This is a genomic window from Mucilaginibacter gilvus (genome assembly GCF_004054195.1).
GTDB classification, from domain to species: Bacteria; Bacteroidota; Bacteroidia; order Sphingobacteriales; family Sphingobacteriaceae; genus Mucilaginibacter; species Mucilaginibacter gilvus.
The window spans coordinates 222,080-246,897 of sequence record NZ_SBIW01000003.1; the positions used below are offsets into that span (position 1 = coordinate 222,080).

The following is a 24,818-nucleotide window of genomic DNA, read 5'->3' on the forward strand; positions in this document are numbered from 1 at the left end:
TGATATGAAAAAATATATAACCATACTGGCAGGGTTGTCAGCTTTGTTTTTTGCATCGTCATCATGTAAAAAAAACTTCCTCGACGAAAAACCATATTCGTCATACACGCCACTAACACTTACCGACTCTTTAGGTTTCGAAGCATCTTTAGTAGGCCTGTATAATCATGTGAGCACCATATTCTCCTGGGCCGACCAGCAGGGATGGCCAAGCGTTTGGGCCGTTGGTACCGATATTGCCAACTCTACCGCAAATCAGCAGGGTGTAGAAGTGCCTTATTACAATTACGCATCGTTAACGCCAACAGATGGTGCCGCCGGCCGTACATGGAACCGCAACTTTATACTGGTGAACCTTACCAATATTATTATTGATGGGGTGGAAAACCCAAGCGTAACCAGCCTTAGTGCGAACGGAAAAAAATCCGTAAATGCCGAAGCGAGGTTCTTTAGAGCTTATGCTTACAACAACCTGGCTACATGCTTTGGCGCTGTGCCATTGGTAGAGCACGCGCTTACCGGCCCCAAAACAGATTTTGTAAGGGCTCCGCTAACCCAGGTGAATGATTTTATTGTTGCCGACCTGGTATTCGCCGCAGCCAACCTACCCGATATTGAAAGCGTTAAAACTAACACAAAAGGTAAATTGTACGGCCGTGCCAATAAGTTTATGGCCATGCAGTTACTTGCCGAGGTTTACCTGCGGATGAATAAAAACGACCTGGCGGAGCAAACCGCTCAAGCCATCATCAGCAGTGGTAAATTTAGCCTCATCAAAGCCCGTTACGGTGCAAAATCGAGTTTGCCGGGCGATTATTTTTCTGACATGTTTAAATACGGTAATGAGAGAAGATCGCAGGGGAACACCGAGGCCATATGGGTATTGGAACAGGAAAACCCAACAGTAGTTGTAGGTGGTATTACTGATAACCCGCAACAAAGGCGTGTTTGGGGCGCGGCTTACTACAGCGTTGCAGGTATGCAAATAGCCGATAGCCTTGGTGGTCGTGGGATTGCCAGGTTGCGTTTAAGCAATTGGGTGCTGTACGGCCTCTATAAAGGCAACGATATCCGCAATTCGGAATACAACATTAAAAGGCACTATTATTACAATGACCCGGCACCCGCCTATGCATCCAAATATGGTAAGCAGATACCATTTACCGGGCCGGATACGCTTTTTAGAATTTGCCCGAGCACTACCAAATGGGGAGCTTTCGACCCGAATGATACCTTTGGTTATGCTATGATTAAAGATTTTATGCTGATGCGCTTAGGCGAAACCTATCTTTTACTGGCAGAAGCGCAGGTGAAGCAAGGCAAAACCGCCGAAGCTGCTACGACTATAAACGTTTTACGCACAAGGGCGCAGGCCGACCAGGTGAACGCATCGCAAATGAATATGAATTTTATTTTGGATGAGCGCGCCCGCGAATTGTTAGGCGAGGAAAACCGCCGTATGACGCTGATGCGTACAGGTACTTTAGTTGAGCGTGCAACCCGCCTTAACGCAAATGACCCGGCTAAACCTATTACAGGCATTTCTGCTACAAACCTTTTACTACCTATTCCATTAGGCGAAATTCAATTGAATAAGGATGCGGTATTAGATCAAAACCCCGGCTATTAGAGAGATAGTACATATATTGGTTGTAAAGCGGCAGCGCGATGCTGCCGCTTACATTTTAAATTAATGCTATGCTGTTAAACCCAAAGGTTAAAAGAAAGGTCTGTTTGCTTTGTGCGCTGTTTTTAGCGGCCCCATTTGCCATGTTTGCACAGGTAAGCACCATCGCCCAAAATGGTTGGGCAAATAACTCAGTTAACACGGTTGTTTTTCGGAAAAACGCACTGGTTACTTTTAAAGGCACGCAATACGCGGCATTTTACAATGCCGATCAGTTTGTGGTACTGGCTAAACGGACGCAAACTTCGCAGCAATGGCAAATTCAACAAACCACCTACAAAGGCGATGCTACAGACGCGCACAGATCCATTAGCATAATGGTTGATGGCGCGGGGTATCTGCATATGGCCTGGGGGCATCATAACCAGCAGCTTAACTATGCCCGCAGTGTATCGCCGGGCAGCTTAGTACTGGGTGCAAAACTATCTATGACAGGCCAAAACGAGGATAAAGTAACATATCCCGAGTTTTACAAATTACCCGGCGGCGACTTATTGTTTTTCTACCGCGATGGACAATCCGGCAATGGCAAACTTATCTTGAACCGATACCGCGTTAAAACAAAAAAATGGATGCGCGTACAGGATAACCTAATAGATGGAGAGAGGGCCCGAAATGCCTACTGGCAAATTGCTACGGATAATAAGGGAACCATCCATCTTTCGTGGGTGTGGCGCGAGTCGCCGGATGTGGCCAGTAACCATGATATGTGCTACGCGCGATCTACCGATGGCGGCAAAACGTGGGAACGTACCAGCGGCGAAAAATACGGTCTGCCAATTACAGCAGCAACTGCAGAGTACGCGGCCCGTATCCCGCAAAAAAGCGAACTGATCAACCAAACATCGATGTTTGCCGATGAAGAGGGCAATCCTTACATAGCTACTTACTGGCGCGAGGCTAATCAAACTGTGCCGCAGTACCACCTGGTTTATTATAATAAAGGCGATTGGCATACCGCTAATTTAAGTTTCAGAAAAACAGCCTTTAGCCTGAACGGCATAGGCACAAAAGCTATCCCGGTTTCGCGCCCTCAAATAGTGGCCTGGAAACAAAAAGGTACTATGGCCGCAGCAGTCATCTTTAGAGACGAGGAGCGGGGCAGCAAAGTTTCTATGGCGATCAATAATGATTTAAGTAAAGGAAATTGGACATTGTCTGATATATCCACCGGGTCTGTCGGTTCCTGGGAACCAAGCTACGACACCGAATTATGGATGAATAGAAAAATATTAAACCTGTTTGTGCAAAATACTACGCAAATAGATGGAGAAGGAACCGCGGTGGTAAAGCCCCAGCCGGTACAGGTGATGGAGTGGAAACCGAAACTAAAATAATAATGGTTAAAGATTTAATGATGATCAAAAAGGTATTACCTGCTTTGCTGATAGCCATGCTTACCGTTGCTGGCTCGTATGGGCAAACAAACTTTAAGCCGGATACCAAACTGTTGAAAACGATAGCTACTGATTATAAAAAAGCAGCCGCGCAATACAAGCTGATGGCTACCAAGCTACAGGCCGACCAGTTCCCCAAAACCTACTTTGCAGCTACAGATAAATTCGAAACCAGCGGCTCAGGCTGGTGGTGCAGTGGCTTTTACCCCGGCACATTGCTTTACCTGTATCAGCAATCAAAAGATCCCGCGCTTTTAAACGAGGCCAACCGAATGATGCAGGTGCTGGCCAAAGAACAATACAACACCACCACACACGATCTTGGTTTTATGATGTACTGTAGCTTCGGTACCGCTTTAACAGTAGCGCCTAAAGCCGAATACAAACAGATCCTGGTCAATAGCGCAAAGTCACTGGCTACCCGTTTCGACCCCAAGATTGGGTGCATCAAATCATGGGATTCCAAAAAATCCGACTACCTGGTGATCATTGATAATATGATGAACCTGGAACTGCTGTTTTGGGCCACCAAAGTTACCGGCGATGCCAGCTATTATAACATAGCGGTTACCCATGCCAACACTACCATGAAGAACCATTTTAGGCCGAACTATAGTTCTTACCACGTTGTAAACTACAACCCGGAAACCGGCGAAGTGCAGCAGCGCAAAACCGCGCAGGGCTTTGCAGATAGTTCTGCATGGGCGAGGGGACAGGCATGGGGGCTATATGGCTACACGGTAATGTATCGTGCCACAAAAGATAAAAAATATTTGGCACAGGCTAATCATATCGCCCAATACATCCTGAATAATCCAAATCTGCCTGCCGATAAAATCCCCTATTGGGATTACGATGCTCCCGGTAAGCCAACAGCCTTACGCGATGCTTCCGCGGCGGCGGTAATGGCTTCCGCATTTTTAGAATTGTGCCGGTATACAGATGGTAAATCGCGCGCGTTATATTTCCATACGGCGGAAACGATCATCAGAAACTTATCCGGACCTAAATACTTCGCAACTGCGGGAACTAACGGTGGCTTTGTTTTAGAGCATAGCGTAGGTAGTTTGCCCGCAAAATCTGAAGTGGATGTACCACTTACCTACGCGGATTATTACTTTATAGAGGCTTTAAACAGGTATAAGAACTTCAAACGCAAATAATGAATAGAAACGGAATGATACTAAAATGCATAGCAGCAATACTGCTTGTTACAGGCATAAATACAGTTGTTAAGGCGCAATCAGTAGATACATTGAACGCTCCTGCTCCGGCTTTACCCGGCGTATATGCGGACCCCAACATCGCTGTTTTTAACAATAAATTCTACATCTATCCAACTACCGATGGCACGGTTGGCTGGCAGTCAACGGCTTTCAGTTGCTGGTCCTCAGATAACCTTACCGACTGGAAAAACGAAGGGGTTATCCTAAACCTGCCAACCGACCTTAGTTGGGCAAAGGTGCGGGCCTGGGCACCTACCATCGCCACCAAAAACGGTAAATATTACTATTACTATTCTGCCGATGTAAACATAGGCGTAGCCGTTGCCGATAAACCAACCGGGCCATTTAAAGATCCCCTGGGCAAGCCACTCGTCAGGAAGGGATTATTGCCCGGTCAAATGATAGACCCCATGGCTTTTGTGGACGACGATGGCAGCGCGTACCTGTACTTTGGGCAGGGGCAATGCAATGTGGTGAAGCTTAACGACGATATGATAAGCTACGACACTACCAAAATAATTTCTTTTAAGCCCGAAGGTTACAACGAGGGCCCCTTTATGATCAAGCGTAAAGGTATCTATTACCTCATGTGGTCGGAATATGATACCCGCGACCCGAGGTATTCTATTGCTTACGCCACTTCTAAATCGCCGGTGGGGCCATTTGTTAAGGCAGCAGGGCATCCGGTATTAAAAGGCAAAGGGGTGGTAAAAGGCGCGGGGCACCACTCGGTAGTACAGGTGCCCGGTACCGACAAATGGTACATCGCTTATCACCGTTTTAAGATCCCCGATGGTAACGGTTATAACCGGGAGACCTGTATCGAACCCATGTATTTTGATGCCCAAGGGAATATAAAGCCGGTTGATGTTTTTGGAAAACTAAAACCGGTTAAAATAAAGGCTGCTAAATAATATTGAATTATGATGAAGAAGATCCTTACCTGTTTGCTGTTCCTCTCCGTATCGCTGGCATGCTTCGCACAAAAAAAACCTGCAAAGGCGATACCTGTGCGCAAAGTGTGGTTGAATTATCTCGATAAAGTAGCGCGCCCCGTTCTGTCTAACCTTGCCGATGATCAGCTGAAGTTGAAAATACAAATGGAGCTTTCTGACAGAATAGACAATAAGGAAAGCCGCACTAAAGCAGGATATCTTGAAGCATTTGGGCGTACCCTCAGCGGGATTGCACCATGGCTGCAAGCAGAAGGCGGCGACGCGGAAGAAGTAAAACTACGCAACCAATACCGCGAATGGACTTTAAAAGCTATAGCCAACGCCGTAAACCCGCAGGCAAAAGATTATATGCAATGGAACGGCGGACAGCCCCTGGTTGATGCATCATTTGTGGCGCTGGGGCTTATCCGCTCGCCATGGTTGTGGGAACATCTGGACGGGAAGGTGAAACTACAGGTGGTTGATGCGTTGAAGATAACCCGCAATACCGTACCGGTTTACAGTAATTGGATCTTGTTTTCGGGGATGATAGAAGCCTTTTTTTGCAAATATGACCTTGGGTATGATCCGGTGCGCGTAGAGTACGCCGTACGCGAATTTACCCAGCACTGGTACGTAGGCGATGGCATGTATTCTGATGGAATGGAGTTTCACTTTGATTATTACAATAGCATTGTTATCCACCCCAACCTCAGCACCATATTGGATGTGGTGAATCAAAAAATTAAAAAATACGGTGCCGAACAGGCCCGCGAGGTGATCATCGGTCAACGTTATGCCGAGATTTTAGAGCGGCTCATCAATACCGATGGCAGTTTCCCGGCAACGGGGCGATCTATTGTATACCGTGGCGGGCTGTTTACGCACCTGGCCGATGTGGCTTATAAAAAGCAACTGCCAGCCAAACTTTTGCCCGCGCAGGTAAGGGGAGCATTAACCGCCCTTATTCAAAAAACATTGGGCGCGCCGCAAACTTTTAATGACGCGGGTTGGCTCAATATAGGGCTTTACGGAAAGCAGCCGGGTCTGGCCGATTTTTATATCACCACGGGCAGCCTTTATATCTGTGCTGATATTTTCCTGCCGCTCGGCTTACCAGATACCGATGAGTTTTGGAGCAGCTCCGATGCCCCATGGACCTCGGTTAAAATTTGGAGCGGGCAGGATGTACCCGCCGACCACGCCTTAGACATCAAAAAATAACACCTATACACTACATGAATATCAAACGAATAACATTTACTATATGCCTGCTTGCTGGCGCATTCCTTTCGGCACCGCTTATTTCAAGTGCGCAGCATGCACAGGCGGTTAAAGCAACGCAATTTACACCCGGCACCATCTGGGCCGATAACAATGGCGTCCACATTAATGCCCATGGTGGCGGGTTGCTTTTTGATAAGGGCAAATACTATTGGTTTGGCGAGCATAAAATAGCCGGAGGCGCGGGTAACCGTGCTATGGTGGGTGTGCATTGCTATTCCTCAAAAGATCTGTACAACTGGAAGGATGAAGGCATAGCGCTGCCGATATCGCCCGATTCTACAAACGATATTGCCAAGGGTTGCATCCTGGAGCGCCCAAAAGTGGTTTATAATAAAAAGACCAAAAAGTACGTGATGTGGTTCCACCTGGAACTGCGCGGGCAAGGTTATAAGGCCGCCCGTACGGGGTTGGCTACCAGCGATAAGGTTGCCGGTCCGTATACTTTTATTAAAAGCTATCGGCCCAATGCAGGCTTTATGCCTTTTTACCCTGAAGGTACGCCAGATGCCGACAAAGTAGACTGTGCCAACCCCAAAAACAAAAGTGAAGGGTTCTTTTGCCGCGACCTGCCCGGTGGACAAATGGCGCGCGATATGAACGTTTTTTTAGATGACGACGGCAAAGCCTATCATATATTTTCTGCCGAAGAGAACTTTACCGTGGACATCGCCGAACTAAACGACGATTATACCGCCCATACCGGCAAGTTTTCAAGGGTTTACGCCGGCCATCAAACCGAAGCCCCTGCCATATTTAAGCGCAACGGTATTTATTATTTAATTGGCTCGGGCACCACTGGTTGGGACCCAAACCCTGCGCGTTGGTTTACAGCTAAATCAATTTATGGCCCATGGACTTACCGGGGTAACCCCTGTAAAGGTGCAGGTGCCGAAATTACTTTTGGCGGCCAAAGCACCTATGTGTTGCCAATAGCCGGTAAAAAGGACGCGTTTATTTTTATGGCAGATAAATGGACACCGAAAGATGCTATCGACGGCAGGTACCTGTGGTTGCCAATCACTTTTAAAGGCGATGATATCGAAATAAACTGGGCCGAAAAGTGGGATCTGAACGTGTTTAAAAAGTAGGACGAAATAGCCCGCGCTACAGCGCAACAAAACTATCTGGAATTAACACCCCCATTTTAGGCAGGTACACAACTAAATATGATTAACGTAACAACCGCCAGCGCAGCATTTAACAAGCTGTTTAATAAGCAGCCTGTTGAAGATTATTTCTGCCCGGGTTGGGTGAATTTATTGGGCGAACATACCGCGCAAAACGGCGGGCTGGCAATGTCATGCGCCATCAGCATGGGTACTTATCTGTTAGTGGCACCTAATAACGATGGGGTACTGCGTTTTCGCAGCCTGAATTTTCAGGAAACGCTGGATATCTCCATCGATGTACCTTACCACGAAATTAACGGCCTTTGGTATAATATACCTTTGGCGGTGCTTAGTAGCTTTTTGGCAAAGGGACATCAGTTTACCGGGGGGCTTGATATACTATATTTTTCCGATCTGCCGTTTGCTGCGGAGCTAATTCCGGCATCATCAATGGAAATGGTGACCGCTTTGGGGCTGAATGAATTGTTTAATGCCAATTACACCAAAAAAGAACTAATGAACCTGGTTTGCGCCAAAAAAATGGACATGCTAAATCTCCATGCAGGGATTGCCGGGTGGTTTGCTGCAATTTATGGGGTAAAAGATGCCGCGTTAATTATGAATGGACAAACCGGGGAGCATAACCCGTTGCCTTTAATTTTAGGCGATCACTGCCTCGCTGTTATCAGCGCGAAGCGTCAGCGTAGTCAATCCGAATTGCTCTACAAAGAAAGAGCAGTCAACTGCGATACCGCCCTGGCCTGCCTGCAACCCGAGCTTGGGATTGATAATTTGTACCAAATAGATGCGCCTGTACTTCAACTTTATAAACACCTGTTAACGGATGAAACTATTTTTAAACGCGCATTACACGTTGTTGAAGAAAACGATAGGGTAAAGGCTGCACAGGGAGCACTTTTGCAGGGCGATATTAACGCCTTTGGCGAGTTGATGTACCAATCGCATCAATCGCTAAAAAACCTGTATGGGGTAAGTAGTATTGAACTGGATACCATAACCGAATACAGCCGTTTTTACAAAGGCGTAATAGGAGCAAGGATGGCAGGATATGGCTTTGGATGTAGTGTGATAGCGTTGGTTAAAATGGATGCTTTCGCAGGGTTTAAGGAGGATATGATATCCTATTATACCGATCTGATAGGATATCCGCCAACGGTTTATCAAACTTCGGTAGGCAACGGAATTGGTGAACTTATCAATTAAAATTCACAGGTTTGATAAAAATAAGCAATATGAAATACATCAGCCTGATTGCAATACTGCTAACCATAACCGTGAAACAAACAGCACAATGCCAGCCTGGCAATACTATCGGTTATAAACTGGTATGGGCCGATGAGTTTAATAATGAAGGGCCAGTAGATGCCAAATACTGGAAGTTTGAGCATGGTTTTACCCGCAATAACGAGTTACAATGGTATCAGCCACAAAATGCGGTGTGCCATAACGGCGTGCTGGTAATTGAGGCACAAAAAGTTCATTTGCCCAACCCAAATTATGCCGCCGGCAGCAAAAACTGGAAAACAAACCGCGAGTTTATTGAATACACGGCATCCAGCATGAACACAGGCGGACTAAAAGAATTTCGATATGGCCGTTTTGTAATGCGCGGCAAGATAGACGTCGATTCCGGCTTATGGCCCGCGTTTTGGACGCTGGGCGTAAAAGGGCAATGGCCATCAAACGGCGAAATTGATATTATGGAGTATTACCGCGATATGTTGCTCGCCAATATTGCCACCGGCACAGACGTAGCCTATAAAGCGAAATGGTTTAGCACCAAAAAAGAGGTAAAACTATTTGGCCCTGAATGGAGCAGGCAATTCCATATATGGAGAATGGATTGGGACGAGAATGCCATTAGCCTTTATGTAGATAATGAATTGCTAAACCGCGTGGAAATGAAAGACCTGAACAACAGTGACGCCGAAAAAATAAACCCTTTTAAGCAGCCCCATTATATATTACTAAACCTGGCAGTAGGCGGCGACAACGGCGGCGATCCATCTGTAACTAAATTTCCCAAACGTTTTGAGGTAGATTACATAAAAGTTTACCAAAAACAGTAGCTAAAAAGTAAAAAACATGAACATTATAGCAGTTAAAAGAATAATAGTAACTACCCTGATTGGTGTAACATACGGGTTTGGCGCGATTGCACAAACACAAACCGTTCAGGCTGCAGATTTTGCTCTCCCAAAAATTGGAAAAGATAGCGCCTACTTGTTTGCTTATTTTACCGGGAATGGCAAGGGAGAGGAAGCCATCAGGTTTGCGTTGAGTGCCGATGGTTATAATTACAGGGCGCTTAACGCGAATAACCCTGTGGTATCTTCCGAAAAAGTAAGTTCGACAGCTGGCTTGCGCGATCCGCATATTTTACGCGGTGCAGATGGCAAAACCTTTTACATGGTGGCTACGGATATGAACGTGTCAAAAAATGGATGGGGCGCTAACTATGCCATGGTGTTCCTGAAATCGAAAGACCTGATCAACTGGAGCAGCAGCATTGTTAATATCCCAGACAACGTGCCGGAATTTGCCGATATAAACCGGGTTTGGGCACCACAAACCATTTATGATCCGTTGGCGAAGAAATATATGGTGTACTGGAGCATGCGCAAAGGAAACAGTGCAGATATCATTTACTACGCCTACGCAAATGCCGGTTTTACAGGTATTGAAGGAACGCCCAAACAACTTTTTTACAAACCAGACGGCGGTGCATGTATTGATGCTGATATTGTTTATAAGGACGGCTATTACAATTTGTTCTTCAAAACCGAAGGGCAGGGGCTCGGCATAAAAAAAGCGGTTTCTAAGACGCTAACAGGCGGTTACGAACTTTTTGATAACATCCTGAACCAAACTACCGACGCAGTAGAAGGTGCCGATGTTTTTAAACTCATCAACTCGGATACCTGGATATTGATGTACGATGTTTATATGAAGGGCAAGTACCAGTTTTGCAAAAGTACCGATCTGGAAAACTTCAAGGTAATAGATAACGAGGTCTCGATGAATTTTCACCCGCGGCATGGCACCGTGATGCATGTTTCGGCAAAAGAGTCTAAGAAGCTGATCGCGTTTTGGGGTAAAAGAAATCTTAAAGCCTCTTTTTAGAAATATTACCCATATTAAACTTTTGCCACACATCAAAGGTTTAGCTTTGGTACATGGCGAGAACGCGCAACACCATACCAACTACCGATATTACCTTTAAGCAGCGCCTTTCGGCATTGAAGAACCTGCCCGAGCTTTTTCGGTTGGTTTGGCAAAGCAATCCTTCAAAAACATTGTTGAGTTTTTTGTTGCGCATTACCAGGTCTGCCATGCCTGTTTTGCTGCTGTATGTGGGTAAGCTTATTATCGACCAGGTGGTAGAGCTTAACCGTTCCGGCGGCAGCCAGCAACATCTTTGGGAACTGGTTGCCATTGAGTTTGGGCTTGCCGTGGCAACGGATGGCCTCAACCGGATGATCAATTTGGTAGATAGTCTGCTGGGCGACCAATTCTCCAATTACACCTCCATTCGTATTATGCGCCACGCCGCCACGCTCGATCTTGACCAGTTTGAGGACTCGGTGTTTTATGATAAGCTGGAGCGGGCAAGGCAGCAAACCGTTGGGCGAACGGTACTACTCTCGCAGGTAATGAGCCAGGTGCAGGATCTTATCTCTATGGGTTTCCTGCTCACTGGGCTCATCGCGTTCAACCCCTGGCTTATCGTGCTGCTGTTGGTCGCCATTATTCCGGCCTTTCTTGGCGAGTCGTATTTCAATAGCCAGAACTACGCTCTCAGCCGTAGCCAAACCCCAGAACGCCGCGAATTGGATTACCTGCGCTACCTGGGTGCCAGCGACGAAACCGCCAAAGAAGTGAAGATATTTGGCCTGGCCGATTTTATTATTGGCCGCTTTAAAAAACTGTCTCAAAAGTTTTATACCGACAATAGTAAACTTGCGGTGCGGCGGTCGGGTTGGGGGACTTTCTTTTCTGTCATCGGCAGTATTGGCTATTACGCGGCTTACGGCTTCATTATTTACAATACCGTAACGGGTAAAACCTCTATAGGCGGGCTTACTTTTTTGGCAGGTTCTTTCCGCCAGCTTAGCAGCCTGATGGAAAATATGCTGAGCAGGTTTACATCGGTTTCGCAAGGTGCCATATATCTTAATGATTTTATCGAGTTTTTCGCCATTCGTCCAAAAATAACAACCGCCGCAAAACCATTGCCTTTTCCTAACCCTATTAAGGAAGGGTTTACTTTCGAAAACGTAGGTTTCCAATATCATAACGCACAGCTTTGGGCAAACAGGCATCTTAACTTCACTTTGCATACCGGCGAAAAGCTGGCGCTGGTAGGCGAAAATGGCGCAGGCAAAACAACACTTGTTAAACTGCTGGCCCGTTTATATGATCCTACCGAAGGGCGTATCCTGTTGGATGGAATAGACCTAAAGGAATACAATATTGAAGAGCTGAGACTCAACATGGGCATTATCTTTCAGGATTACCTGAGGTATCAGATGACCCTTTCTCAAAATATTGCCGTGGGGAATATCACGGAGATAGATAATACAGAACTCATTCATAAGGCGGCACAAGAGAGCCTGGCCGATGCTTTGGCCGAGAAACTCCCCGGGCACTACGAGCAATGGCTTGGCAGGCGGTTTAATGAGGGTATAGAACTATCGGGAGGGGAGTGGCAAAAGGTAGCACTGGCACGTGCTTATATGAAAGATGCGCAGTTACTTATCTTGGATGAACCTACCGCGGCATTGGATGCCCGTGCAGAATACGAGGTGTTTCAACGTTTTGCCGAACTCACCAAAGGTAAATCGGCAGTGTTGATATCGCACCGATTTTCCACCGCGCGCCTGGCCGATAGGATCTTGGTGCTTGATAAAGGAACTATTTTGGAAGTGGGTTCGCACACCGAATTGCTGGCTAAGAACGGCCGGTACGCCGAGTTGTTCAAACTGCAGGCAATGGGCTATCAATAAATCATCCTTAATAAAAAACGGGGGCTATTAACCCCCGCTTATTTATTGGCTACGCTTAGTAAGTAGTCATGTTGTACATTTCAATTTGCTGGCCTGTAGGGGTAGAACCTCCGTACCAGTGGTTGGTACCTACAAAATAGTAAAACTTGTTGTAGTAGCTGCCGCTGTTGTTGGTGAGGGTGCAGTTATAAACGCCGTCCACATAAAAATCAACCATGTGGGTGTTGTTGGCGCGTGCCTGGCATTTAAAGGTGTGGTAACCGTTATCATTATGCGATATCAATGCGGTAATGTACTGACCGCCACCCTGTAAGTAGGCTTTCAGGTCGTTGTTTTCCAGTGTTTTAACAAATCCCATCTCGTTGCCGTTCCACTGGGTTACATTATCGCATACAAAAACTGCTTCTTCACTTGCACCACTGTTGGCATTACTGCCGCCTTTAAAGGCACCGTTAAATTGCATCCCGGTAGCGTTTTGCCCGGTGTTTTGCTGGGCGGCGTCAATATCGGTACTGCAGTTACCAACCGGGATAGCGATACCATTAGTGCCCGAAATGTTGTAAGGCGTGCCGTTACAAGTTTTCCAGAGGTTAAAGGCGCTTTGTGGCAAAGCAGCGCGTGGCACCGTTGTTTTTGTCCCATCGCCAGAAGTGGTTGATTTGTTGGCATCTTTTGCGCAACCGAGAGCCAGTGTAAGCAGCATAAAGCCGCCAATCGTTAGTTGATCAATTTTTCTCATAAAATTGTTTGTTAGGTGAATAATTGATCAAAGCTATATTGCCTATAACTTAAACAACTCCACAGGAATTTCTTTTTAGTACACTATTTTCTCAAACGGAAAGAATACCGGTCATGGGTAAGAAATAGCTGATCGGGGCAATTGCTTGATATTTGAATTTTAAATAAATGTTTATTCGTTCTTTAACCTTAACGCTTGCAACCTTTTCCTCAATATTGCCGGGGCTTGCTTTTACTTTCTTCCTGTACTCGTAGTGAGAGATGCCCATTAACTTGGTGAACATCCTGGTAAAATAGTATTGGTCCTCTATCCCCAGGCTTAAAGCGATGTTTTTGATAGACATGGTGGTAAACGAGATATACTGGCAGGCCTTTTGAACTTTTAACTGGTTGAAATACTCGATAGGGGAATAGCCCGTTTTTGCCCGGAAGATAGCAGAGTAATGCGATGTGGAAAGCCTGGCATAGCCGCTTAGCTCATCAAGCCGTATCATGGTATTAATGTTGTCCTGCATATAACGGATCGTTTTTTCCACCGTATCGTTATCAGCTGGTTTATCGTCTAAGTGGGCGTTCCGCGTAATGGTGCATGGCTTTTGGGTAATAGCGAATTTGCTTTCTGGAATGAAAAAATAGACTAACCCTTTTTTTGCAACTCAGAAGCATCAGGCTTAGAAAAACAGAATAATTATTGGTTCATATATTGGTTGACTTAAAGCCGGTAGCGTATTTAGCTTGCCGGCTTTTTTTCGAATACAAAACTCTACAGCCCGTTTATTGCCGCATCGGCAACGATTGCGTAGTTTTAATTTACAGTATTCTTTCTTAATTGCCGTGGAGTAATTAATCTTGTTTAGTTTACGCTGCAAGCCATTATACCAAATAAATATTATGAAAAAAACAGTACTGCAATTATTGTTGCTACTCACAGGCATTAACGCGTTTTCGCAGGAAACGGTTATTAAATATTTATCCGGTACGGATAAGGACCATACCGTGCAATGGGATTTTTATTGCACCGATGGCCGTAAAAGCGGCAACTGGACAAAAATACCCGTACCATCAAACTGGGAGCAGCAGGGTTTTGGTACCTATAATTATGGGCACGATAAAGTAAAGGCCAACGAAAAGGGCTTATACAAATACGAATTTGCGTTGCCCGGCACGTCGGGCAAAAAGGTATTCATCGTTTTCGAAGGCTCAATGACCGATACTAAGGTAATGGTTAACGGCAAACAAGCCGGCCCTATACACCAGGGGGCTTTTTACCGGTTTAAATATGATATAACCGATCTGCTTAAACCCGCCGGGAAAAACCTGTTAGAAGTTACGGTTGATAAAACCTCGGCAAATTCATCTGTAAATGACGCAGAGCGCCGCAATAGCGATTTTTGGGTTTTGGGTGGTATTTATCGCCCGGTTTACCTGGAAATAGTGCCTGCAACATTTATAGCAAGAACATCGGTAAATGCCAAAGCCGATGGCTCGTTCTTGCTCAATGTTTTTACGCGGAATTTAAAAGGAAACGAAACCATTGTTGGGCAGGTACAGAAGCTAAATGGCCAAAATGTCGGCACGCCCTTAACCGTTAAGGCAAATACCACCGTAGATAGTCTCCAGCTACAAGGCAGCTTTAATAAACCACAGTTGTGGAGTGCCGAATTCCCAAATCTATACCAGGTAATTGTCAGCATTAAAAATAAGCAGGGCGTTGTACACCGTATCAAACAAAAGTTTGGTTTCCGTACGGTGGAAGTGCGAGCCAATGATGGGTTTTACGTAAACGGCGCAAGGGTGATCTTAAAAGGCACCAATCGACACAGCTTTTGGCCCGAAACGGGGCGCACGCTAAGCAAGGCTGTCCATTTGATGGATGCACGGCTGATGAAAGAGATGAATAACAACGCGGTGCGCATGTCTCACTACCCGCCCGATCATGAGTTTTTGGATGTGTGCGATTCCCTGGGCCTTTACGTGCTGGACGAACTCACCGGCTGGCAGGCAAAATACGATACCGTAGTAGGGCATAAGCTGGTAAAGGAATTGGTACTGCGCGATGTAAATCACCCTTCCGTTATATTCTGGGATAATGGCAACGAGGGAGGCTGGAACCGCGGACTTGATAACGATTACGCCCTTTACGACCCTCAGAAACGTACCGTATTGCATCCCTGGGAAAAATTTAACGGTACCGATACCAAGCACTACCCCGATTATAAATATATGGTTAAAGCCGCTGCAACCGGTCAGGAAGTATTTTTCCCTACCGAATTTATGCACGCCTTATATGATGGCGGGGCAGGGGCTGCGCTTGATGATTTTTGGGGCGCAATGATGAAGCACCCGCATGGCGCCGGTGGATTTATATGGGCCTTTTTGGATGAAGCGCTTATCCGTACCGATAAGAACGGGGTGTACGACTCCGACGGTAACCACGCGCCGGATGGCATTGTAGGCCCGCACCGCGAGAAAGAAGCAAGCTTTTATACCATCAAAGAGATCTGGTCGCCGGTTTATATTGATCCGCAGCCGATTGATGAGCACTTCGACGGAAATATCCCGGTGGAGAACAGGTACTCGTTCACCAATTTCGGCCAGTGTACTTTTAAATGGAAGTTGGTTAAATATCCATCGGCAAAAAGTAAAACTACGGTAGCCATTGTACAAGCCACAGGTATACCCGCTGCCCTGAATTTAAAACCGGGCGAAAAAGGCGTGTTCAATTTAGGCCTGCCATCATTATGGAGAAAAAGCGACGCGCTTTACCTTACCGCTTACGGTCCCGATAAAAAGGAAATTTTTACCTGGAGCTGGGCTATCCACGCGCCTGTTGGCGTGCCAAACATTGTTCCTGCACCTGCAAACACACCAGGCATAAAAATTACTGAAACCGAGAACACATTGAGCGTAAAATGCGATGGCATCAGCTATTATTTCGATAAAACTACCGGGTATATTCAAAAAGTAATTAAGCCAACCGGCACGGTCTCTTTATCTGGCGGCCCAGTATTAGCCGGGGTGAATACTATCTTAAAGCAGTTTACCTATAAAGCAGATAAAGCCCGATACACCATAGAAGCCGACTACCAGGGCGCGGCACCGCTGCACATTAAATGGACCTTTTCACCCGGCCAGCCGGTTAAGCTGGAATACCGGTATACGCAGCAGGGCGATGTAGACTTTATGGGTATTACCTTTAATTATCCCGAAGAAAAAGTTACGGGTATGAAATGGCTCGGCCGTGGCCCATACCGTGTTTGGAAGAACCGGCTAAAAGGCCAGCAGTTTGGCGTTTGGCACAAAGCCTACAACAATACCATAACCGGCGAAACCTGGGGCTATCCCGAATTTAAAGGTTACCACGCCGAAATGAATTGGGCCGTTATAGAAAATAAGGAATCACCATTCACCGTTTACACCGCCGATAAAAACACCTACCTGCAAATGTATCAACCCGCCCGTGAGCAGGCCGCGTTAAGCAATAACAATGTGGGACCCGTTTTCCCGGCAGGCAGTATCGGGTTTATGAAAGCGATAAACCCTATTGGTACCAAATTTCAATCCGCCGATGTGATGGGCCCGCAAAGCCAAAAAAACCATGCAGATGGCAAGCCGGTGAGCGGCACCCTATGGTTAGATTTTACTAACTAATTTATAAAGTATTAAAACCAATATAACCCAAATGAAAAAGCAGCTGCAAAATAAAGCTACCTCAAAATTTTTATCCGTTTTACGCTCCGTTATGGTGCTGTGTTGCCTTGGCCTCGTTGTAGTATTGTTACCCTCCTACATCAGCAAAAAACAATCCGCGCCGGACGCAGGGCTGCCAGCAATAACGGCAAAAGTGCAGCTGATAAGCGATGGTCTCCATTCGCCAACCTCGGTTACTTTCCCGGGCAACGGCGATGTTTGGGTAACCGAACAAACCGGGTTCATCAGGGTAATAAAAAATGGCAAATTGCTTACCGATCCCTTGCTGGATCTGAGGAGTAAAATGATCAAGGTGAATGGTGGTTACGAGGAACGGGGCTTGCTGAGTATAGCGCTGCATCCCAAGTTTAAATTCAACAAAAAGTTCTACGTTTTTTACAGTGCGCCAGCCACCGCCGGGTTAGACCATAAAGGTGTTGTGGCCGAATATCAATTAACCGCTAAAGGCACGGTTGATCCCAACAGCGGGCGGGTTATCCTCAGCATTGACGAACCCGAGGGCAACCACAATGGTGGCTGCATCCAATTTGGGCACGATGGCTATCTGTACATTTCATCAGGCGATGGCGGAGGCCAGGGCGATAAGCATGGCGAGTTTGGAAATGGGCAAAATATGAATACCTGGCTGGGCAAAATTCTTCGTGTAAATATCAATACCAAAGCAGGCTATTTGGTGCCAAAAAGCAACCCTTTTGTTGGGAAAATTGGTTATAAACCAGAGATATGGGCATACGGTTTTCGTAACCCTTACAGGTTCTCTTTTGATAAACTGACCGGGCAACTCTTTGCCGGCGATGTTGGCCAGGACCTTTGGGAAGAGGTTAATATTATAAAAAAAGGTGCCAATTATGGCTGGAAAATAGTAGAAGGCACGCATTGCTACAGCCCCGCGACGGGCTGCGATATTAAAGGCATAACCATGCCGATAACCGAATACAGCCACAAAGAAGGGATCAGCGTAATAGGCGGCTATGTATACAACGGCGTGCAACTGCCTGCCCTAAAAGGCAAATATTTGTTTGCCGATTGGATAGGGCAGGTATATTATTTAAAAAACACGGGGAAGGCATGGCAAAGGGGAAACATCACCTTGCAAAATATCCCGCCAAACTTAAAAGTGCTGGCATTTGGCGAAGATGAGGCAGGTGAGGTATATGTGCTTACAAATGCCGATATTGGCCCTGCTAATCCTAAGGGAGCCATTTACAAAATGGTAAGGAACTAAATACATCAAACTTAATTACTTATATATGAGAGGTCCACTCAGAAAATTTGTAAGCAGTGCGGTATTGGTTTTTTTTGCGTCAACAACGCTAAAAAGCCAGCCCAGGCAAACCTATACAAAGTATGTAAACACTTTTATAGGTACCGCGCCGCTTAATGATCCCAAAATTCTCGGTTACGAACTGCCTAAGGGATGGCGTTCGTGGGCGGGATTAACCTTCCCCGGCAGTTCGCTGCCAAATGCAATGGTACAGCTTAGTCCGGTTACCGCTTATGGCTCGGGAGCTGGTTACCAGTACGAAGATTCGGTGATCCTCGGGTTTACGCACACCAACAAGGGGCACTGGAACCTTTGCAATATCCCAATCCTGCCCGTATCCGGAGCGAGTGGCAAATTTGGATCGCACTTTACGCATAAAAAAGAAAGTGCATCTCCCGGTTTCTACGAGGTTTATTTGGATGATTACCATGTGGACGTAAAGCTCACATCCACCTTAAGATGCGGTTATCATCAGTATATCTATCAAAACAACACTAACAGGCAAATACTTTTCGACCTGGGCAAAGCCAACAGCAGGGTAACTACCTGGAATATAATGCAGGTGGGCGACAACGCCGTGCAAGGCTTCCAAGGGGGTGAGAACATTTATTTTTATGCCGTAATAAACGCTAAAATTGAAAAGTTAGACCGAACGGATGAAGGCAAACGTACCGGCTACTCGCTGATCACCCTTGCCGACGGTATTACGGGTCCGGTTGAACTTAAAATAGGGTTATCGTTCGTGAGCGCGGAAAATGCAAAGCAGAATCTCGAAAAGGAGATAGGCGATAAGTCTTTTGAAACCATCCGTGAAGAGGGAACTCGAACCTGGGAAAAACTCCTTTCATCTATACAGGTAACAGGCGGCAATGCTAAACAAAAGCAAATGTTTTACTCCTGCCTGTACCGGTCGTTTTTATGGCCGGCTTTGCGCAGCGATGTAAATGGGGAGTTTACGGATGCTAAAAAGAATGTGGTAAAAACGGGCTTTAACTACTATACCGAGCCTTCACTGTGGGATACCTACCGCAATAAAGATGTGCTTTTGGGTTTGATAAGTCCACAAGTTACACTTGATGTTATTAAATCTATGAAGGATGTAGGCGATAAAACAGGCTTTATACCCACCTTTTTTCATGGTGATCACGGGGCATCCTCTATCGCCGGTGCTTACCTCCGCGGGATAGATAACTTTGATATAAAAGGCACTTACCAGTTATTATTAAGAAATGCAAACGTAGCAGGTGGTGCCCGCCCGTATATTGCCGAGTATATTCAAAAGGGTTACATATCCGACCCGGATATAGCCAATCCGCAGGTAGAAACCAAGGCCAAAGCCGGCGTTTCAAAAACTTTAGAGTATTCTTATGATGATTATTCGGTGGCGCAGATAGCCAAGAAGTTAGGCGATACAGCAAACTACCGTATCCTGATGACCCGCTCCAAAAACTATAAAAACATGTTCGATCCCTCAACGCGTTTCATGCGAGGGCGCCTGGAGAATGGCGACTGGATAAAAAACTTTAACCCCCAATTCCCTTATTACGAGTACATGTATCGCGAAGCAAATGCCTGGCAGGTGTCGTTCTTTGCGCCGCATGATATGCCGGGTTTAATTCAGCTGTATGGCGGGCCAAAGGGCTTTGAATCTAAGCTCGATTCGCTATTCACCCTGCCTTGGAACCCCAATTACATTGCACGCAACGTAGAAACCATGATAGGCCAATATTGCCAGGGCAACCAGCCCGACCATGAAGCACCATTCGCTTATATCTTCATTAACAAGCCTGCTAAATCTCAAAAGATATTAGATCATATTATGAATGATCTGTATGGTATCGGCAAAGAAGGACTGGAACTGAGCGGGATGGATGATGCCGGCGAAATGTCGTCCTGGTATGTGTTCAGTGCATTAGGCTTGTACCCGTTCTCGGCTACAGATCCTAAATATATTGTTACCGCCCCGCTTTTTGATGAGGTAAAATGGCGAACCAGCAACGGTAAATTGCTCACCATTACCAAACCCGGAAAGGGCAGGGCCATTACCTCGGTAAAAGTGAACGGCGCAAAGATGAATGGATACTTTGTATCGCATGATCTGTTCAAACAGGGAGGTAAGATCTCTATCGCCACAAAATAGTCGCCCGGCGCAACAACACATTAACACAATTAAACTATGTCGTAATTAACCGTTTGTTTAAGTATCGGAAGAACGACGATTCTTATGCGCGTAAAATGTACGTACGGGCAAGAAAAATGAACGATCTGATCATACGGTAAATCATAATGTCGTACAGGTTCAATATCTTCGCCCAACTGAATATGGGAATGATCTGATACATTCCCCGCCGATAAAAACAGGAACACAACAATAATTATAAATATACATGAATCTAAACGTCTCAAAGACGGGTCTTACAGCCACCCTCTGGCTTTGCGGAACCCTGTTGGCATTTGGCCAGCGTATTGATCTTAAAGATCTGTCTGCTTTTAAAAATCCTGGAGGCTCCTGGTCGGTAGTCGGTAATGTTTTTGCCGATCTAAACGGTGAAAATGTATTAAAAACCACCAAAGGCGATGGGGTTTTGGTTAACCAGTCCACAGCCAAAAAAGCAGGGTCGGATCTGTATACTGTAAATGAATATGGGGATGTTGCCGTTGAATTGGATTATTTAACATCAAAAGGCGCAAACTCGGGTATTTACCTCCAGGGAAACTACGAGATCCAGATAGACGATGCCTGGGGTTTAAGAAAAGCAACGTCGCATAATAATGGTGGTATTTACCAGCGTTGGGACGATAGCAAACCCGAAGCCGAAAAAGGTTACGGTGGTATTGCACCCCGCCAAAACGCGAGCAAAGCGCCGGGACTTTGGCAGCATATCAAAATTATCTTCCAGGCTCCCAAATTTGATGCGGCCGGAAAGAAGATCAGCAACGCGAAAATACTAAGCATCGACCTGAACGGTGTAACCATCCATGAGAATGTAGAATTGTTTGGCGCGACAAGAGGAGCTGCCGGCGCTGAAAAAGCAACCGGTGCTTTGCGCTTACAGGGCGATCATGGTTCTGTTGCATTTAAAAATATTTCTATTACTCCCTTAACAGAATTGCCGAAAGTTAGACAGGGGAATGATGCCGATCCTATCTATATTGATGCGGCCAGCAATAACATGATCCGCAGTTTTGTGGATGTGGTTCCTGGCGTTCGTTCGGTACACGCTATTTCGGTTGGCGGGCCCGAGCGTACCGCTTACAGCTACGATCTGGATAACGGTACATTACTACAGGGATGGCATGGTGATTTTATTGATGCTACCCCTATGTGGGATGGCCGTGGTAATGGTACTTCGCGCGCCTTAGGGAGCGTTACCCGTTTTACTGCAAAACCGATCCTCGCTGTTTCAAAATTGGTAACCGCCCTGGATAAATGGGTAGCTGATACTGCCGGCACAGGCTTTTTTACCAAAGGCTATATATTGGATAGCCAGGAAAGACCAGCGTTTAAATATTTCATCTACGGTAATACGGTTACCGATGATGTAAAAGTAATGGAGAACGGCCAGGGTTTACGCAGGGACGTTTCGGTTGAGAAACCTGCAAATGACCTGTACTTTCTGCTTGCTACCGCACCCGATATTGAAGACCTGGGAGGCGGCTTGTATTTGGTGGGCGATAAAGCCTACTACCTGCAGCTTGCTGATGGAACGGCAAAGCCAATTATTAGAGATGTTGATGGCAAGAAACAAATGATTGTAGCCATTGGCAATAAGTTAAGTTATACCCTATTATTTTAAGCCGATTTGCAATGACATATACTTTTAAAACGATACTGACACTGGCATTAAGCTTAAGTTTTTCAACGCTTTTTGCCCAGGAAACTCCGAAGGAGGAAGATTTTTTCAAGATAACTAAAGTGCGTGTACCCGAGGGGCCAATTTTAGAGGTTGGCGGATTGATTACGTTACCTAACGGCGATTTAGGCGTATCTACCCGCAGGGGCGAGGTGTACATTGTAGAAAACCCTACAAGTACCAAGCCTTACTGGCGCAGGTTTGCTTACGGCTTACACGAGATATTGGGCATCGCTTATAAAGATGGTGCCATTTACGTAGCACAACGCGGCGAATTAACCAAACTGGTAGATAAAGACCAGGATGGCAAAGCAGAGATCTACGAAACCGTTTATGCATGGCCATTAAGCGGACACTACCACGAATATAGCTTTGGACCTAAACTAATGCCCGATGGCACATTTATGGTTACAGCCAACGTTGCCTTTGGCGATGAAGAATGGTGGAGAGCCGAAAGCCGTGTACCTATGCGGGGTTGGGCTATGAATATTACCGAAGGAGGCAAAATGATGCCTTATGCAGCGGGTTTCCGGTCGCCGGCGGGTATTGGAATTATAGACGGCCAATTTTATTATACCGAAAATCAGGGCGACTGGGTGGGATCGGGCGGTTTATGGAAAATAAACAAAGGCGACTTTATGGGTCACCCCGCCAGCTTAAGGTGGACAAGCCTGCCAAATTCACCTGTAAAACTGCAGTCAGATTTCTTTTACTCGCAAATGGATGAGCGCCGCCTTAAAAATGAGCAAGGCCGGTATATTAAACCCGAAAACCGGGTGAACGAATCGTTCAAAACCTTGTTCGAGATGAAGAAAGTGTTCCCTGAATTGAAGTTGCCATCGGTTTGGCTGCCATACGGTATCCTGGGTATCTCATCATCTGAGCCGGTTAAAATACCTGCTAATACATTCGGCCCCTTTGCCGGTCAGATCTTAGCGGGCGACCAGGGCATGAGCATCATTTCGAGGATCTTCCTGGAAACGGTAAAAGGGCAGGAGCAAGGTGCGGCCTTCCTATTCCGTAAAGGTTTCCGCTCGGGTGTGTTAAGACTGGAATGGGGAACAGATGGTTCCTTATTTGTAGGCGAAACTAACCGCGGCTGGGGTTCGGCAGGTGATGCCAACGAAGGCCTGGAAAGATTAGTCTACAACAACAAAATACCTTTCGAAATGAAAGCTGTAAGAGCGATGCCTGATGGTTTTGAAGTTGAATTTACCGCGCCGGTAGATCGTAAATCTGCAGAAGACCTGGCATCATACAATGCTGAGAGCTTTATTTACAAATATCACCCGGTTTATGGTTCGCCGCCGGTAAATACCGAAAAACTAAAAATTGCCGGTGTTAAGATTTCTGCTGATGGTTTAAAAGCGAGGATCATCGTTCAAAATCTTCGTCAATACTATATCCATACATTAACATTAGATGGCTTAAGGTCGCAGGATGGTTTCTATTCTTTGGTACACCCGGTAGCATACTACACCTTAAACCAAATCCCTGATGGCGGTAAGCTTTCTATGAGCGAAGTGAGTACTAAAAATTCAGCGGCAACTCCTGCCGCTGCTCCGTCAACCAAAAAAGCAACCGCACCGGTAAAAGGCGGGGCTGCTGCTACTAAAACCACCAGCACAAAAGCACCAACCTTTAAAGAGGTGGAAGGCTTGCTGACAAAAAACACTTGCTTATCGTGCCATAACCCAACAAAAAGGCAAATTGGCCCGCCGTTCGCAGAGATCGCGAAGCGTAAGTATTCACCAGAGAAGATCTTCTCGCTGATCCATAACCCACAGCCGCAAAACTGGCCGGGTTACTCCACCGAGATGCCGCCAATGCCACAGGTAACCAAAGCCGAAGCATTTAAAATCGCGGGTTATATCAACTCGTTACGGTAAACAAATTCAGATATCAACAAAAGAGGGTTAGCAGTCCAAAAATGCTAACCCTCTTTTGTTATAAAGTCGTTTTGTGGTTTATTTCAATATCCTAAATATAACCACCAGCACAAAAATATCGCGCAGCGCCTTAATGGCATTGTGGAGTGTGTTGTATATTGTGCGCTCGGTAAGGCCGGTTTGCAAGGCTATCTCGGCAAAACTCTTCTCATCAAAATAGCGCATCCGGATGATCTCTATTTGCCGCGGCGATAGCTGGTTCAAAGCTTTCTGCAACCGTTTTTTGGTTATCTCATCGTGCTGGCTGGCTATCAGGATGTTCTCGTATGGCTGTTCGGCCCCGGCCATGGTAATAGTATCCTCATCCAAAGTAGAGGTGAGCGTGTTGCGGGTATAAAGCTGGTACGTTTTATAAAGGATGCGCTTATATATGGTAAGTACGTATTGCTGTACGTTCTGCACATCGGCCAGTTTATGCTGTATGCGCCAAAGCTCGATAAACAGGTTGTTGATGCCCTCCTTCACCAGCTCGGGGTTTTTATACATCGATAAGCCAAAGCGGTACAGGTCGTCGTAAAAAATATCAAAGCACGCGTAAAGCCCTTGTTCACCACCTTCTGCAAGCAGTGCCCAGTTCTTCTTTTCGTGTGTGATCTTGTTACTCATTTAGCTGTTTTACAGGCAGGTTAAAGCC

General features: G+C 46.1%; 18 protein-coding genes. 15 read left to right on the forward strand and 3 right to left on the reverse strand.

The window, feature by feature from the left end:
• The first annotated feature begins 4 nt into the window (after window positions 1-4).
• The 10 genes from EPL05_RS07010 to EPL05_RS07055 all read left to right on the forward strand — a co-directional run bounded on the left by EPL05_RS07010 (window position 5) and on the right by EPL05_RS07055 (window position 12,668).
• Window positions 5-1,630 (forward strand): RagB/SusD family nutrient uptake outer membrane protein, encoded by a 1,626-nt coding sequence (locus EPL05_RS07010; RefSeq protein ID WP_128533246.1) that lies wholly within the window; start codon window positions 5-7, stop codon window positions 1,628-1,630.
• A gap of 68 nt (window positions 1,631-1,698) precedes the next feature.
• On the forward strand, window positions 1,699-3,024 hold the full coding sequence (locus EPL05_RS07015) for a BNR repeat-containing protein (protein ID WP_128533247.1): 1,326 nt from the start codon (window positions 1,699-1,701) through the stop codon (window positions 3,022-3,024).
• 2 nt (window positions 3,025-3,026) lie between these two features.
• Entirely contained in the window at window positions 3,027-4,247 is a 1,221-nt protein-coding gene (locus EPL05_RS07020) for a glycoside hydrolase family 88 protein (protein WP_243837239.1), read from the forward strand.
• A complete protein-coding gene (locus EPL05_RS07025) occupies window positions 4,247-5,224 on the forward strand; it encodes a family 43 glycosylhydrolase (protein WP_128533248.1) in 978 nt (325 codons plus the stop codon). Before EPL05_RS07020 ends, EPL05_RS07025 begins: the two co-directional genes overlap by 1 nt.
• A gap of 9 nt (window positions 5,225-5,233) precedes the next feature.
• Window positions 5,234-6,469 (forward strand): DUF2264 domain-containing protein, encoded by a 1,236-nt coding sequence (locus EPL05_RS07030; protein WP_243837240.1) that lies wholly within the window; start codon window positions 5,234-5,236, stop codon window positions 6,467-6,469.
• Window positions 6,470-6,483: 14 nt separating this feature from the next.
• Entirely contained in the window at window positions 6,484-7,620 is a 1,137-nt protein-coding gene (locus EPL05_RS07035) for a glycoside hydrolase family 43 protein (protein ID WP_128533249.1), read from the forward strand.
• 78 nt (window positions 7,621-7,698) lie between these two features.
• On the forward strand, window positions 7,699-8,865 hold the full coding sequence (locus EPL05_RS07040) for a galactokinase (protein ID WP_128533250.1): 1,167 nt from the start codon (window positions 7,699-7,701) through the stop codon (window positions 8,863-8,865).
• A 29-nt stretch (window positions 8,866-8,894) separates the two neighbouring features.
• Entirely contained in the window at window positions 8,895-9,731 is an 837-nt protein-coding gene (locus EPL05_RS07045) for a glycoside hydrolase family 16 protein (protein WP_128533251.1), read from the forward strand.
• Between the two features lie 16 nt (window positions 9,732-9,747).
• The gene (locus tag EPL05_RS07050) at window positions 9,748-10,785 is read left to right on the forward strand and encodes a glycoside hydrolase family 43 protein (protein WP_128533252.1); all 1,038 of its coding nucleotides are present in this window, start codon (window positions 9,748-9,750) and stop codon (window positions 10,783-10,785) included.
• A gap of 53 nt (window positions 10,786-10,838) precedes the next feature.
• Window positions 10,839-12,668, forward strand: coding sequence for an ABC transporter ATP-binding protein (locus tag EPL05_RS07055; protein ID WP_128533253.1), 1,830 nt, complete (start codon window positions 10,839-10,841; stop codon window positions 12,666-12,668).
• A gap of 55 nt (window positions 12,669-12,723) precedes the next feature.
• Here EPL05_RS07055 and EPL05_RS07060 read toward each other — a convergent pair whose 3' ends face one another.
• The gene (locus EPL05_RS07060; RefSeq protein WP_128533254.1) at window positions 12,724-13,407 is read right to left on the reverse strand and encodes a hypothetical protein; all 684 of its coding nucleotides are present in this window, start codon (window positions 13,405-13,407) and stop codon (window positions 12,724-12,726) included.
• Window positions 13,408-13,498: 91 nt separating this feature from the next.
• Complete coding sequence (locus EPL05_RS07065; RefSeq protein ID WP_128533255.1) at window positions 13,499-13,921, reverse strand: helix-turn-helix domain-containing protein; 423 nt, start codon at window positions 13,919-13,921, stop codon at window positions 13,499-13,501.
• Between the two features lie 376 nt (window positions 13,922-14,297).
• On the opposite strand from EPL05_RS07065, the gene EPL05_RS07070 reads away from it, so the two are divergent.
• From EPL05_RS07070 to EPL05_RS07090, 5 genes are all read left to right on the forward strand, one after another.
• Window positions 14,298-17,057: a glycoside hydrolase family 2 TIM barrel-domain containing protein gene (locus tag EPL05_RS07070; protein WP_128533256.1), complete on the forward strand. Its 2,760-nt coding sequence runs from the start codon at window positions 14,298-14,300 to the stop codon at window positions 17,055-17,057.
• A 31-nt stretch (window positions 17,058-17,088) separates the two neighbouring features.
• Window positions 17,089-18,342, forward strand: a complete 1,254-nt coding sequence (locus EPL05_RS07075) for a PQQ-dependent sugar dehydrogenase (protein ID WP_243837241.1) — start codon at window positions 17,089-17,091, stop codon at window positions 18,340-18,342.
• Between the two features lie 25 nt (window positions 18,343-18,367).
• Window positions 18,368-20,521 carry a GH92 family glycosyl hydrolase gene (locus tag EPL05_RS07080; protein WP_128533257.1) on the forward strand — a complete coding sequence of 718 codons (2,154 nt, stop codon included), beginning with the start codon at window positions 18,368-18,370 and terminating at the stop codon, window positions 20,519-20,521.
• Between the two features lie 247 nt (window positions 20,522-20,768).
• Window positions 20,769-22,178 (forward strand): 3-keto-disaccharide hydrolase, encoded by a 1,410-nt coding sequence (locus EPL05_RS07085; RefSeq protein ID WP_128533258.1) that lies wholly within the window; start codon window positions 20,769-20,771, stop codon window positions 22,176-22,178.
• An 11-nt stretch (window positions 22,179-22,189) separates the two neighbouring features.
• Window positions 22,190-24,124, forward strand: coding sequence for a c-type cytochrome (locus EPL05_RS07090; protein ID WP_128533259.1), 1,935 nt, complete (start codon window positions 22,190-22,192; stop codon window positions 24,122-24,124).
• Between the two features lie 78 nt (window positions 24,125-24,202).
• Here the strand turns inward: EPL05_RS07090 and EPL05_RS07095 are convergent, their stop codons facing one another.
• A complete protein-coding gene (locus tag EPL05_RS07095) occupies window positions 24,203-24,790 on the reverse strand; it encodes an RNA polymerase sigma factor (protein WP_128533260.1) in 588 nt (195 codons plus the stop codon).
• Window positions 24,791-24,818: the final 28 nt, after the last annotated feature.

What these genes read in the sequence shown, in the direction of transcription:
- EPL05_RS07045 (WP_128533251.1), top strand. Translation starts at nt 8,895, where the DNA reads ATGAAATACATCAGCCTGATTGCAATACTGCTAACCATAACCGTGAAA.
- EPL05_RS07020 (WP_243837239.1), top strand. Translation starts at nt 3,027, where the DNA reads ATGGTTAAAGATTTAATGATGATCAAAAAGGTATTACCTGCTTTGCTG.
- EPL05_RS07055 (WP_128533253.1), top strand. Translation starts at nt 10,839, where the DNA reads ATGGCGAGAACGCGCAACACCATACCAACTACCGATATTACCTTTAAG.
- EPL05_RS07075 (WP_243837241.1), top strand. Translation starts at nt 17,089, where the DNA reads ATGAAAAAGCAGCTGCAAAATAAAGCTACCTCAAAATTTTTATCCGTT.
- EPL05_RS07085 (WP_128533258.1), top strand. Translation starts at nt 20,769, where the DNA reads ATGAATCTAAACGTCTCAAAGACGGGTCTTACAGCCACCCTCTGGCTT.
- EPL05_RS07060 (WP_128533254.1), bottom strand. Translation starts at nt 13,407, where the DNA reads ATGAGAAAAATTGATCAACTAACGATTGGCGGCTTTATGCTGCTTACA.
- EPL05_RS07050 (WP_128533252.1), top strand. Translation starts at nt 9,748, where the DNA reads ATGAACATTATAGCAGTTAAAAGAATAATAGTAACTACCCTGATTGGT.
- EPL05_RS07065 (WP_128533255.1), bottom strand. Translation starts at nt 13,921, where the DNA reads ATGCAGGACAACATTAATACCATGATACGGCTTGATGAGCTAAGCGGC.
- EPL05_RS07015 (WP_128533247.1), top strand. Translation starts at nt 1,699, where the DNA reads ATGCTGTTAAACCCAAAGGTTAAAAGAAAGGTCTGTTTGCTTTGTGCG.
- EPL05_RS07030 (WP_243837240.1), top strand. Translation starts at nt 5,234, where the DNA reads ATGATGAAGAAGATCCTTACCTGTTTGCTGTTCCTCTCCGTATCGCTG.
- EPL05_RS07010 (WP_128533246.1), top strand. Translation starts at nt 5, where the DNA reads ATGAAAAAATATATAACCATACTGGCAGGGTTGTCAGCTTTGTTTTTT.
- EPL05_RS07070 (WP_128533256.1), top strand. Translation starts at nt 14,298, where the DNA reads ATGAAAAAAACAGTACTGCAATTATTGTTGCTACTCACAGGCATTAAC.
- EPL05_RS07095 (WP_128533260.1), bottom strand. Translation starts at nt 24,790, where the DNA reads ATGAGTAACAAGATCACACACGAAAAGAAGAACTGGGCACTGCTTGCA.
- EPL05_RS07035 (WP_128533249.1), top strand. Translation starts at nt 6,484, where the DNA reads ATGAATATCAAACGAATAACATTTACTATATGCCTGCTTGCTGGCGCA.
- EPL05_RS07080 (WP_128533257.1), top strand. Translation starts at nt 18,368, where the DNA reads ATGAGAGGTCCACTCAGAAAATTTGTAAGCAGTGCGGTATTGGTTTTT.
- EPL05_RS07090 (WP_128533259.1), top strand. Translation starts at nt 22,190, where the DNA reads ATGACATATACTTTTAAAACGATACTGACACTGGCATTAAGCTTAAGT.
- EPL05_RS07025 (WP_128533248.1), top strand. Translation starts at nt 4,247, where the DNA reads ATGAATAGAAACGGAATGATACTAAAATGCATAGCAGCAATACTGCTT.
- EPL05_RS07040 (WP_128533250.1), top strand. Translation starts at nt 7,699, where the DNA reads ATGATTAACGTAACAACCGCCAGCGCAGCATTTAACAAGCTGTTTAAT.